The sequence below is a fragment of the Mycetohabitans sp. B8 genome, from assembly GCF_021991875.1.
Lineage (GTDB): Bacteria > Pseudomonadota > Gammaproteobacteria > Burkholderiales > Burkholderiaceae > Mycetohabitans.
This window is the reverse complement of the sequence record NZ_JAHLKR010000011.1, coordinates 1-11,494: the sequence shown is the minus strand read 5'-3', so window position 1 is coordinate 11,494 and position 11,494 is coordinate 1. Positions and strand designations below refer to the sequence as shown.

The following is an 11,494-nucleotide window of genomic DNA, read 5'->3' as shown; positions in this document are numbered from 1 at the left end:
GATTAGTTCCGGTCCAGGTCGATATCGATACCGAGCGACCGGATTTCCTTCACCAGCACGTTGAACGACTCCGGCATCCCCGCGTCGATCACGTGGTCGCCCTTCACGAGGTTCTCGTACACCTTCGTGCGGCCCGTCACGTCGTCCGACTTCACCGTCAGCATTTCCTGCAACACGTACGATGCGCCGTACGCCTCCAGCGCCCACACTTCCATTTCCCCGAAGCGCTGGCCGCCGAACTGCGCCTTGCCGCCCAACGGCTGCTGCGTCACCAGCGAGTACGGGCCGGTCGAGCGCGCGTGCATCTTGTCGTCCACCAAGTGGTGCAGCTTCAGCATATGCATGTAGCCGACCGTCACCGGACGCTCAAACGCCTCGCCCGTGCGCCCGTCGTATAGCGCCACCTGGTTCTTCGACTTCGTCATCCCAAGCTGCTGCGCCACCTCATCTGGGAACGCGAGATCGAGCATGCGCGAAATCTCTTTCTCGTGCGCGCCGTCAAACACCGGCGTCGCGAACGGCACGCCTTCCCTCAGGTTCTGCGCGAGCTCGATAACTTCATCATCGGACATCTCGTCGATCGACTCCGGATGACCCGACTCGTTATAGACCTTCGTCAGGAACGATCGCAGATCCTGCACGAGCGTCGCTTTCTTGGCCTGCAGCATTTCGCCGATACGCCAGCCTAAGCCCTTTGCGGCCCAGCCTAAGTGGGTCTCGAGGATCTGGCCGACGTTCATCCGCGACGGCACGCCAAGCGGATTCAACACGACGTCGCACGGGCGGCCGTCCGCCATGTACGGCATGTCCTCGACCGGAACAATCTTCGACACCACGCCCTTGTTCCCGTGGCGGCCCGCCATCTTGTCGCCCGGCTGCAAACGACGCTTGACCGCCAGGTACACCTTGACCATCTTCAGTACACCCGGGGGCAGTTCATCGCCTTGCGTGAGCTTCTTGCGCTTTTCCTCGAACGCGAGGTCGAACTGATGGCGCTTTTGCTCGATCGATTCCTTGATCGCTTCCAGTTGCGCCGCTGCGTCCTCGTCGGCCAGCCGAATGTCGAACCAGTGATAATGGTCCAGGTCATCCAGGTATTCGCGCGTGATCTTGGCACCCTTCGCCAGCTTCTTCGGACCGCCGTTCACAACCTTGCCGTCGAGCATCCGCGCCAGCCGCTCGAATGCGTCACCTTCAACGATGCGCAACTGGTCGTTCAAATCCAGCCGATAGCGCTTGAGCTCGTCATCGATGATTTGCTGTGCACGCTTATCGCGCTGGATCCCTTCGCGCGTGAACACTTGCACGTCGATCACGGTGCCGGTCATGCCCGACGGCACGCGCAGCGACGTATCCTTCACATCGGATGCCTTTTCGCCGAAGATCGCGCGCAGCAGCTTTTCTTCCGGCGTCAGTTGCGTCTCGCCCTTCGGCGTCACCTTGCCGACCAGCACGTCGCCCGCTTCGACTTCGGCGCCGATGTAGACGATGCCCGATTCGTCCAGGCGGCCCAGTTGCACTTCAGCCAGGTTCGAGATGTCGCGCGTGATTTCTTCCGGCCCAAGCTTCGTGTCGCGCGCCACGACATTGAGTTCTTCGATGTGGATCGACGTATAGCGGTCGTCGGCGACGACACGCTCGGAAATCAGGATCGAGTCCTCGAAGTTGTAGCCGTTCCACGGCGTGAACGCGACTAGCATGTTCTGGCCGAGCGCGAGCTCGCCCAGGTCCGTCGACGCGCCATCGGCGATCACGTCGCCACGCGCGACACGGTCGCCGACCTTCACGATCGGGCGCTGGTTGATGTTCGTGTTCTGGTTCGAGCGCGTGTATTTAATCAGGTTGTAGATGTCGACGCCGACCTCACCCGCCACCGCTTCGTCATCGTTGACGCGAATCACCACGCGGCCCGCGTCGACATAGTCGACCACGCCACCGCGGAACGCCTGCACCGTGGTGCCGGAGTCCACCGCAGTCGTACGCTCGATACCCGTGCCCACCACTGCTTTTTCCGGTCGCAGGCAAGGCACCGCCTGCCGCTGCATGTTCGAGCCCATCAATGCACGGTTTGCGTCATCGTGCTCAAGGAACGGAATCAGCGACGCGGCCACCGACACGATCTGCGACGGCGCGACGTCCATATATTGGATCCGATCCGGCGTGACCATCAGCGTTTCGCCCGCTTCGCGGGCCGAAACCAACTCATCAATCAGCTTGCCTTCGTCGTCGATCGCCGCATTTGCCTGCGCGATCACGTACCGACCTTCCTCGATCGCGGACAGATAGTCGATCTGATCGGTCACCTTACCGTCGATCACCTTTCGATACGGCGTCTCGAGGAAGCCGTATTCGTTCAGGTGGGCGTACAGCGCGAGCGAGTTGATTAGACCGATGTTCGGACCTTCCGGCGTCTCGATCGGACACACGCGGCCGTAGTGGGTCGGATGCACGTCGCGCACCTCGAAGCCAGCGCGCTCACGCGTCAAGCCGCCCGGACCCAGCGCGGACACACGCCGCTTGTGCGTGATCTCCGACAGCGGGTTGGTCTGATCCATGAACTGCGACAGCTGCGACGAGCCGAAGAACTCGCGAATCGCCGACGAAATCGGCTTTGAGTTGATCAGGTCGTGCGGCATCAGGTTCTCGCTCTCGGCTTGGCCGAGACGCTCCTTCACCGCCCGCTCCACGCGCACTAGGCCAGCGCGGAACTGGTTTTCGGCCAGCTCGCCGACACAGCGCACGCGACGGTTGCCGAGGTGGTCGATGTCGTCGACCTCGCCCTTACCGTTACGCAACTCGACCAGGATCTTGATCGCCGCGAGGATGTCATCGTCGGTCAGCGTCATCGGACCGTGAATCTCATCACGACCGACACGACGGTTAAACTTCATGCGGCCGACCTTCGACAGATCGTACGCATCTTCGCTATAAAACAGACGGTTAAACAACGCCTCGACCGCTTCCTCCGTCGGCGGCTCACCCGGGCGCATCATCCGGTAGATCGCGATGCGCGCGGCGGTCTTGTCGGTGGTCTCGTCGATACGCAGCGTCGACGAGATGTACGGCCCCTGGTCCAGATCGTTCGTGTACAACGTCTGGATTTCCTTCACGCTCGCCTCGCGCAGCTTCTCGAGCACGCTCTCGGTGATCTCGTCATTCGCATTGGCGATCACTTCGCCAGTGTCCCCGTCAATCACGTTCTTCGCGAGTACGCGACCGATCAGGTAGTCCTCTGGCACCGAGATGTACTTCGTCTTCGCATTCTCGAGGTCACGGATGTGCTTCGCGTTGATCCGCTTGTCCTTCTGGACAATGACCTTGCCGTCCCGATCGGCGATATCAAAGCGCGCGACCTCGCCTCGCAGCCGCTCCGGCACGAACTCCATCTGCGCGCCTTCGTTCATCAACGTGAAGTTGTCGAACACGAAGAAATTCGCCAGGACCTGTTCAGGCGTCAAGCCGATGGCCTTCAGCAGGATCGTCACCGGCATCTTGCGGCGGCGATCGACACGGAAGTACAGGATGTCCTTCGGGTCGAATTCGAAATCTAACCACGAGCCGCGGTACGGAATGATCCGCGCCGAGAATAGCAGCTTGCCCGAGCTGTGCGTCTTGCCCTTATCATGCTCAAAGAACACGCCCGGCGAACGGTGCAACTGTGAGACGATCACGCGCTCGGTGCCGTTGATCACGAACGAGCCGGTTGGCGTCATGAGCGGAATCTCGCCCATGTACACTTCCTGCTCCTTGACTTCCTTGACGACCGGCTTGGTCGGCGATTCCTTGTCGAGGATCACCAGGCGCACCTTTGCCCGTAACGCGGAGCAATAGGTCAGGCCGCGCTGCTGGCATTCCTTGACGTCGAACGCCGGCGGCGACAGCGCATAGCTGACGAATTCGAGCCGGGCGAAACCATTGTGCGAGACAATCGGGAAGACCGATGTGAACGCAGCCTGCAGCCCTTCCGGTTTGCGCTGCGGGGCGGGCACATCCGCTTGCAGGAAAGTGCTGAATGATTCAAGCTGGGTGGCCAGCAGGAAAGGAACCGGGTGAACGATGGGGCGCTTCGCGAAACTCTTGCGAATACGCTTCTTCTCGGTGAAGGAATAGTGCATACGATCTCCGAATCACGGCGGGATGGTTCATTGCTCCAACAGCAGTGAACCGGATTGCCCGAGTGTTCACCGACTGAGACCCTGTGGCCGTCCAGACGCTCGAACGGACCAAGAAGCTTGGTGGTTGGCCGCTACCAACCGCTGGCTGACGGCAGCGGATGCCCATGTTGCCCGCTACCCGACCAAACTTGCCTTCTGCAGTCGCTTCAGAAGACAAAGAAAAGGGCATGTGCCGTGCACGGTGGCCTTTTCTTTGGCTTCTCCGGCGATCATCGCGGTGCCCGACCTGCAAGGCGCCCGCCTGATCCAGAAAGCGCAAAAAGGCTGACGGTCCGAAACCGCCAGCCCTTCGCGCAAAATGCCGAAAGTTACTTGATTTCAGCTTTCGCGCCAGCGTCTTCGAGCTTCTTCTTCGCTTCTTCAGCCGCGGCCTTGGGCACGCTTTCCTTCACGGGCTTCGGTGCACCGTCGACCAGGTCCTTCGCTTCCTTCAGGCCCAGGCCCGTCAGTTCACGAACGGCCTTAATGACCGACACCTTGTTCGCACCGGCTTCGAGCAGGTTGACCGTGAATTCGGTCTGCTCTTCCGCCGCAGCGGCAGCACCACCGCCGGCACCCGCCGGACCCGCAACGGCCAGCGCAGCGGCCGACACGCCAAACTTCTCTTCGAACGCCTTGACCAGCTCGTTCAGTTCCAGAACCGACATCGCGCCAACGGCTTCCAGGATGTCTTCTTTTGCGATTGCCATTTAAAATACTCCTAACTTGGAATTTGAATCCTCAGCCAACGATCCGTGGCCAACCAGGCTCCCGCCCGGCCGCCTGTCAGGCCGCCTCGCCCTGCTTCTTTTCGGCCAGCGCGGCCAGAGCACGCGCGAAGCCGGAAACAGGTGCCTGCATGACGCCCAGCAGCTTCGCGAGCAGTTCCTCGCGGCTTGGGATGGAAGCCAGCGCTTGCACGTCAGCCTTGTCCATCACCTTGCCTTCGTAGGAGCCGGCCTTGATCACAAGCTTATCGGTCGTCTTGCCAAAATCATGGATGATCTTGGCTGCCGCGACTGCGTCGTCCGACATGCTATAAATCAAGGGACCGGTCATCTGCTCGGCGAGCGGGGCAAACGGTGTACCCTCGACCGCGCGACGCGCGAGCGTGTTTTTCAACACGCGTAGGTACACCTGTTGCTCGCGCGCCTTCGCACGAAGCTTGGTCAGATCGCCAACCGCAATCCCACGATATTCGGCCAGCACGATGGTCTGAGCTTTCGCGACTTGCGCGGAAACCTCAGCCACGACGGCCTGCTTATCTTCACGACTGAGTGGCACGTTTAACCTCCAGATTCGGTATGCTAGGGGGTCGTTTCCGACCACATCGCATACCGCGTTTCATAAACGGCGTCCGAGGTTGTTAGGAGTATTTCCGCCGGTACACTTGTCACCGTGTCCTGCTTCCATCCTGCAAAACTGTTTCGGGTTCGCCATCTGCGTTGGCTTACAATTAAGGTCGGGTCATACTCGTCACCCTTCCGCCAACGGTCTTTGACAACCGGCCGCATCGTTTAACAGCAACGACACAGCCGCCCAAAGCTTGTGTGTGGCGAGGCGCAACCACCGTTGCGTCTCGCCGCGTTATTGATCGTTACGCGACAACCGTGCTCGAGTCCACGCGCACACCCACGCCCATCGTGCTCGACACCGCGATCTTACGCAGATAAACGCCCTTGCTTGTCGCCGGCTTCGCCTTTTGCAACGCGTCAACCAGCGCCGTTAAATTCGACTTCAACGCGGTCGGTTCGAACGATGCACGGCCGATTGTTGCATGGATGATCCCCGCCTTGTCGACACGGAACTGCACCTGCCCCGCCTTCGCATTCTTCACCGCGGTCGCCACATCTGGCGTGACGGTGCCTACCTTCGGGTTCGGCATCAAGCCGCGCGGACCCAGGATTTGGCCGAGCGTGCCGACCACGCGCATGGTATCCGGCGACGCGATCACGACGTCGAAATTCAGATTTCCCGCCTTGACTTGCTCAGCCAGGTCGTCCATCCCAACGATGTCAGCGCCCGCGGCCTTTGCCTGCTCCGCTTTGTCGCCTTGCGCAAACACAGCAACACGCACGCTCTTGCCGGTGCCGGCCGGCAACACGACCGAGCCACGAACCACTTGGTCCGACTTTTTCGCGTCAATACCGAGCTGCACCGCGACATCGATTGACTCATCGAACTTGGCGGTCGCGCATTGCTTCACGAGCGCGAGCGCATCGTCCACCGGATACAGCTTCAGGTGATCGACCTTATCTTCCAGGGCCTTCAGGCGCTTCGAAATCTTGGCCATTTACACACCCTCCACGGTAATGCCCATCGAACGAGCGCTGCCAGCGATCGTGCGAACCGCCGCATCGAGGTCAGCTGCGGTGAGATCCGGCATCTTCGTCTTGGCGATTTCTTCGGCTTGCGCGCGCGTGATCTTGCCCACCTTGTCCGTGTGCGGCTTGCTCGAGCCTTTGTCGATCTTCGCCGCCTTCTTGATGAGCACGGTTGCCGGCGGCGTCTTCAGGACAAACGTGAAACTCTTGTCCGCATAGGCGGTAATCACGACCGGCGTCGGCAGACCGGGTTCAAGGCTCTGCGTTTGCGCGTTGAACGCCTTGCAGAACTCCATGATGTTCAGGCCACGCTGACCCAACGCTGGGCCAACGGGCGGCGACGGATTGGCTTTACCTGCAGGAATCTGCAGCTTGATAAAGCCGATGATTTTCTTTGCCATTTGAAACCCCGGGTGAACGCTTGGCGTTCGGTGAGTGATAACGCGCTTTCCGGCAAACCGTACCCGCGCTCCTCAACAGCCAATAAAGCGGGCTGTCAACACTTTGCTGCGTGACGCGCCGCACGCGTCACGCATAAAACCCCTATCAGACCTTCTCGACTTGGCCGAACTCGAGCTCGACCGGCGTCGCGCGACCAAAAATCGTCACCGAGACACGTACGCGCGACTTCTCGTAGTTGACTTCCATGACGCTACCGTTGAAATCCGTGAATGGGCCTTCTTTGACGCGAACCAACTCACCGACCTCGAACAGCGTCTTCGGCCGCGGCTTTTCGACGCCCTCTTGCATTTGCGACATGATCTTGTCGACTTCGCGCTGCGAGATAGGACTCGGACGATTCCGCGCCCCACCGACGAATCCGGTCACTTTGGCGGTATTTTTCACCAAATGCCATGTATCGTCAGTCATTTCCATCTCAACCAGCACGTAGCCTGGAAAGAACCGACGCTCGGTGACCGATTTGTGCCCACCCTTGATCTCGACCACCTCTTCGGTCGGGACCAGGATCTGGCCAAACTTATCCTGCATGCCAGCACGCTCAATGCGCTCCTGAAGCGCACGTTGCACGCTTTTCTCCATGCCAGAGTAGGCATGCACGACGTACCAACGCTTTCCACCCGATGATGCTGCGCTATCGCTCATATCATTTCCAACCTAGAATTAGCGAAAAGATGACCCATTCGATGGTCTTATCGCTAACCCAAAGATAGATCGCCATCACCAGCACGAAACCGAACACGACCAATGTCGTTTGACCAGCCTCTTTGCGGGTTGGCCATACGACCTTACGCACCTCGCGGTACGAGTCCTTCGCGAATCCAATAAAACCTTTGCCTGACGCAGAGGCGAGCGCCGCTGCGATACCCGCGGCGATGCCGACCACCAGCGCCGTGCCACGCACATACCACTCGTGCGTGCCCAACAAGTAGAACCCGGCGATCCCGGCGATGACGAGCAATACGCCCAGCACAAGCAATAGCTTGTCGCTTCCGGTATTCACAGTTTCGACGGATGGATTCGCCATAACACCCTAAACGAACGCGCCGCATAAGCGGCGCTGTATTGGCAGGGGCAGAGGGAATCGAACCCCCAACCTTCGGTTTTGGAGACCGACGCTCTGCCAGTTGAGCTATACCCCTAAAACCCTGTCGGGGTGGCCATCGCCACCCCTATCGCAGTCGTCAAATAACTGGCTTACTCGATGATTTTGGCGACGACACCGGCGCCGACGGTACGGCCGCCTTCACGGATCGCGAAACGCAGACCTTCTTCCATCGCGATCGGCGCGATCAGCTTGACCGTGATCGACACGTTGTCGCCCGGCATCACCATTTCCTTGTCCTTGGGCAACTCGATCGAGCCGGTCACGTCCGTCGTGCGGAAGTAGAACTGCGGCCGGTAGTTGTTGAAGAACGGCGTGTGGCGTCCGCCCTCATCCTTGCTCAGCACGTACACTTCCGCCGTGAAATGCGTGTGCGGCGTGATCGTGCCCGGCTTGGCCAGCACTTGGCCACGCTCCACATCCTCGCGCTTGGTACCACGCAGCAGGATACCCACGTTGTCCCCGGCCTGACCCTGATCCAACAGCTTGCGGAACATCTCCACGCCCGTGCACGTCGTCTTCGTCGTGTCACGGATGCCCACGATCTCGATTTCCTCGCCGACCTTGATCACCCCGCGCTCCACACGACCCGTGACCACCGTACCACGACCCGAGATCGAGAACACGTCTTCCACCGGCATCAGGAACGCACCATCCACCGCACGCTCCGGCGTCGGAATGTACGTGTCCAGCGCATCGGCCAGGCTCATGATCGCCGCCTCGCCCAACTCGCCCTTGTCCCCTTCCAGCGCCAGCTTCGCCGAGCCCTTGATGATCGGCGTGTCGTCGCCCGGGAACTCGTACTTGGACAGCAGCTCGCGCACTTCCATTTCTACCAACTCGAGCAGTTCCGCATCGTCCACCATGTCGCACTTGTTCAGGAACACGATGATGTACGGCACGCCCACCTGACGCGCCAGCAGAATGTGCTCACGCGTTTGCGGCATCGGGCCGTCTGCGGCCGACACCACCAGGATCGCGCCGTCCATCTGCGCCGCGCCCGTGATCATGTTCTTCACGTAGTCCGCGTGACCCGGGCAGTCCACGTGCGCATAGTGACGCTGCTCTGTTTCGTACTCAATGTGCGCCGTGTTGATCGTGATGCCACGGGCCTTCTCTTCCGGCGCCGCGTCGATCTCGTCGTACTTCTTCGCTTCGCCGCCAAACTTCGACGACAGCACCGTCGCAATCGCCGCCGTCAGCGTGGTCTTGCCATGGTCAACGTGACCGATCGTGCCCACGTTCACGTGCGGCTTGGTCCGTTCAAACTTGCCTTTGGCCATATTCGACTCCTAACAGGAATTTGGTCCGTTGCGCCGCGCGCAAACGCATCACCGACACTTGCTGGTGCCCATGGGCAGGATCGAACTGCCGACCTCTCCCTTACCAAGGGAGTGCTCTACCACTGAGCCACATGGGCGAACATCTAAAACGCTGGAGCGGGTGAAGGGAATCGAACCCTCGTCGTAAGCTTGGAAGGCTTCTGCTCTACCATTGAGCTACACCCGCGAGGTGCTTCCACCCAGTACCGCTGCCGCAAAATTCTGGTGGAGGAGGTTGGATTCGAACCAACGTAGGCGTAAGCCAACAGATTTACAGTCTGCCCCCTTTAGCCACTCGGGCACCCCTCCGCAGAGAACTGACGATTATCGGCTAATTAGGTGCGAGTGTCAACATCTGTGCCACTACCCGCCGACTTAGCGACCGTCAGTCCTTTGCCTTCTGGCAAGATAGGAATTGTCAACTACGTGGGCCCCGAAGGCAAGCGATATACTCATCGCTGGCCAATACCCGCCTCTAAGCGGCGAAATCGCTGTAGCGGCGCACCGTTTTGGGGCAGGATTACTGAAAACCGGGCTTATCCGGCGAATGCGTGCCGCCGAGCACCAGCGCAGCCTGGCGTGATGCATCGGTGGCCATCACCAGCAGCTTGCTGCCGTCCAGCACCGCCGCGCCCGCGTACACCGTACCGGGTGTTGCGCAAGGCGCGGGCCCGGCCGTGACCGTCACGTCGTACAGATTGCCCACCGTACGCGGCCGAAACACACCCGTCAGCGTGCAAGCATTGGTGGTCCGGGCGTTCAGCGTGCCGCCCGCATCGATCTGCAACGTGACACCCTGGTCGTCCACCAGCGTTTGCGCGACCCCGTCACTGTACGTCCCAGCTAACGCCGCGAGCGTCGGCTGCCGCTCATACAGCCCTTGGTAGGTCGAGCCGAACTCCACCCCCACCGTGCCTGACGCATTCGTGCTGCGGCCGCACAAGCAGTCCTTGTACACATAATTTGCGTCCACCCGTTCCGCGTCGCTCGTGCGCTGCGCGAAGTCATAGCGAATCGCGTCGGTGGAGACGAGCGTGCCGCTGGCCTGCGTGCCGCTCGTCGTACTGGTGCCGCTGACGAAGCCGCCCAATCCCGGCGTGCCGCGCTCATAGGCGATCCAGAACACGCCATCATCCCGAACAATACCCACCTCGCGCTGGTCCGGTGTCGCCATGCCCACGTAGTAGCCTTGCGCAAGGCTCGCTACCGGCCGATTGCCGTCATTACCTGGACGCCCGCCCGTACCCTTGCCTCCGTTATCGGCGTTGCTCGCACTTGTACCGGGCTGCGGCACACCGAACTGCCCCCCATTCGGGCCGCTTCCGGCATAGGCGCCCGGTGAAACTTCCGTCAGCCCACTGTTGCATCCTGTTAGGATTCCAACAGAAATGGCCGCAATCGCAATTGACACCGCCTTCATTTTTCTCATCTCCGTTTCGTTGAGCCGGATTTACGCTATCCGATACAGATCGTTGCTTAACCGCCTTCGCGACCTCGGTCTGCTAACGCACAAAGATTTGGGGACTCGACGGGAAACACGGGGACAACCGCTTACGGTATAGGCCCACAGGCTTATCTGATAAGGCACTCGCCGCGACGAATGGGAATGCATGCGGAGCTCGGCGCCTCGGGTCGTGTTCGTTTATTCAATGTCGGCTTCGCGTCGTCTGATTAGCGCTTCGTGAGAAAGTGGGAATGTCCAGGCAGGAACGAGCGCTGTTAGGTTCTGGGGTAATAGGCCGTCACGTCGCGTGGCATGGAAGGTTACGTCATACTCATTGCGAGCTAGTGTGATACGAATCGCGCCCCCAATGAATATCGCAATCGAGCCGGCATTGGACCGGCAAGCGTTTCTCAGCAATGGAAGCGGCGCTCATCGCGCCGTGGAATGCGCACTGGACCCGTGCCGCCAGCGATGACGGCCATAACACGCTGCTGGGGGTTAGCGCGGCTTATTGGATCAAGCTCGTCCATACGGGAGGCACTGGAGCGAACGGGCAGCGGAGCACGCCACGCGCTCCAGGCGGTGCTCGAGCGCGGGTTGGGCAAGCGGGTGGACTTAAGCGGGGGGTGGGCCCTTAAAAGCCCAACGCCCGCTTCGATTTGGAAGCGGGCGTTGGGGGGCAAGGG

Annotated in this window: 10 protein-coding genes and 4 tRNA genes; 1 reads left to right on the top strand and 13 read right to left on the bottom strand. The window is 60.3% G+C overall.

The window, feature by feature from the left end; all coding sequences use genetic code 11:
- Nucleotides 1-2 precede the first annotated feature (2 nt).
- Nucleotides 3-4,115: a DNA-directed RNA polymerase subunit beta gene (gene rpoB / locus KQH60_RS04425; protein ID WP_237575360.1), complete on the bottom strand. Its 4,113-nt coding sequence runs from the start codon at nucleotides 4,113-4,115 to the stop codon at nucleotides 3-5.
- 124 nt (nucleotides 4,116-4,239) lie between these two features.
- On the opposite strand from rpoB, the gene KQH60_RS04420 reads away from it, so the two are divergent.
- A complete protein-coding gene (locus KQH60_RS04420) occupies nucleotides 4,240-4,443 on the top strand; it encodes a hypothetical protein (protein ID WP_237575359.1) in 204 nt (67 codons plus the stop codon).
- Nucleotides 4,444-4,483: 40 nt separating this feature from the next.
- Here the strand turns inward: KQH60_RS04420 and rplL are convergent, their stop codons facing one another.
- The 12 genes from rplL to KQH60_RS04360 form a co-directional block, all read right to left on the bottom strand.
- Complete coding sequence (rplL, locus tag KQH60_RS04415; protein ID WP_237575358.1) at nucleotides 4,484-4,864, bottom strand: 50S ribosomal protein L7/L12; 381 nt, start codon at nucleotides 4,862-4,864, stop codon at nucleotides 4,484-4,486.
- Between the two features lie 76 nt (nucleotides 4,865-4,940).
- Nucleotides 4,941-5,438, bottom strand: coding sequence for a 50S ribosomal protein L10 (gene rplJ, locus KQH60_RS04410; protein WP_237575357.1), 498 nt, complete (start codon nucleotides 5,436-5,438; stop codon nucleotides 4,941-4,943).
- 313 nt (nucleotides 5,439-5,751) lie between these two features.
- Nucleotides 5,752-6,447 (bottom strand): 50S ribosomal protein L1, encoded by a 696-nt coding sequence (gene rplA / locus KQH60_RS04405; RefSeq protein ID WP_237575356.1) that lies wholly within the window; start codon nucleotides 6,445-6,447, stop codon nucleotides 5,752-5,754.
- Entirely contained in the window at nucleotides 6,448-6,879 is a 432-nt protein-coding gene (gene rplK / locus KQH60_RS04400) for a 50S ribosomal protein L11 (RefSeq protein ID WP_237575355.1), read from the bottom strand.
- Nucleotides 6,880-7,024: 145 nt separating this feature from the next.
- Entirely contained in the window at nucleotides 7,025-7,582 is a 558-nt protein-coding gene (nusG, locus tag KQH60_RS04395) for a transcription termination/antitermination protein NusG (RefSeq protein WP_237575354.1), read from the bottom strand.
- 1 nt (nucleotide 7,583) lies between these two features.
- Nucleotides 7,584-7,964 carry a preprotein translocase subunit SecE gene (secE, locus tag KQH60_RS04390; protein WP_237575353.1) on the bottom strand — a complete coding sequence of 127 codons (381 nt, stop codon included), beginning with the start codon at nucleotides 7,962-7,964 and terminating at the stop codon, nucleotides 7,584-7,586.
- A gap of 39 nt (nucleotides 7,965-8,003) precedes the next feature.
- Nucleotides 8,004-8,079, bottom strand: a tRNA-Trp gene (locus tag KQH60_RS04385).
- A gap of 55 nt (nucleotides 8,080-8,134) precedes the next feature.
- Nucleotides 8,135-9,325, bottom strand: coding sequence for an elongation factor Tu (gene tuf / locus KQH60_RS04380; RefSeq protein ID WP_237575352.1), 1,191 nt, complete (start codon nucleotides 9,323-9,325; stop codon nucleotides 8,135-8,137).
- Nucleotides 9,326-9,387: 62 nt separating this feature from the next.
- Nucleotides 9,388-9,462 (bottom strand) — tRNA-Thr (locus KQH60_RS04375).
- A 15-nt stretch (nucleotides 9,463-9,477) separates the two neighbouring features.
- Nucleotides 9,478-9,551: transfer RNA gene (locus tag KQH60_RS04370), tRNA-Gly, on the bottom strand.
- 36 nt (nucleotides 9,552-9,587) lie between these two features.
- Nucleotides 9,588-9,673: transfer RNA gene (locus tag KQH60_RS04365), tRNA-Tyr, on the bottom strand.
- Between the two features lie 211 nt (nucleotides 9,674-9,884).
- Nucleotides 9,885-10,793: a hypothetical protein gene (locus KQH60_RS04360; RefSeq protein ID WP_237575351.1), complete on the bottom strand. Its 909-nt coding sequence runs from the start codon at nucleotides 10,791-10,793 to the stop codon at nucleotides 9,885-9,887.
- Nucleotides 10,794-11,494: the final 701 nt, after the last annotated feature.

Bases quoted from the DNA above. Each gene is read 5' to 3' on its own strand.
- rpoB (WP_237575360.1), bottom strand. From the start codon at position 4,115: ATGCACTATTCCTTCACCGAGAAGAAGCGTATTCGCAAGAGTTTCGCG.
- rplL (WP_237575358.1), bottom strand. From the start codon at position 4,864: ATGGCAATCGCAAAAGAAGACATCCTGGAAGCCGTTGGCGCGATGTCG.
- rplA (WP_237575356.1), bottom strand. From the start codon at position 6,447: ATGGCCAAGATTTCGAAGCGCCTGAAGGCCCTGGAAGATAAGGTCGAT.
- rplK (WP_237575355.1), bottom strand. From the start codon at position 6,879: ATGGCAAAGAAAATCATCGGCTTTATCAAGCTGCAGATTCCTGCAGGT.
- nusG (WP_237575354.1), bottom strand. From the start codon at position 7,582: ATGAGCGATAGCGCAGCATCATCGGGTGGAAAGCGTTGGTACGTCGTG.
- secE (WP_237575353.1), bottom strand. From the start codon at position 7,964: ATGGCGAATCCATCCGTCGAAACTGTGAATACCGGAAGCGACAAGCTA.
- tuf (WP_237575352.1), bottom strand. From the start codon at position 9,325: ATGGCCAAAGGCAAGTTTGAACGGACCAAGCCGCACGTGAACGTGGGC.
- KQH60_RS04360 (WP_237575351.1), bottom strand. From the start codon at position 10,793: ATGAGAAAAATGAAGGCGGTGTCAATTGCGATTGCGGCCATTTCTGTT.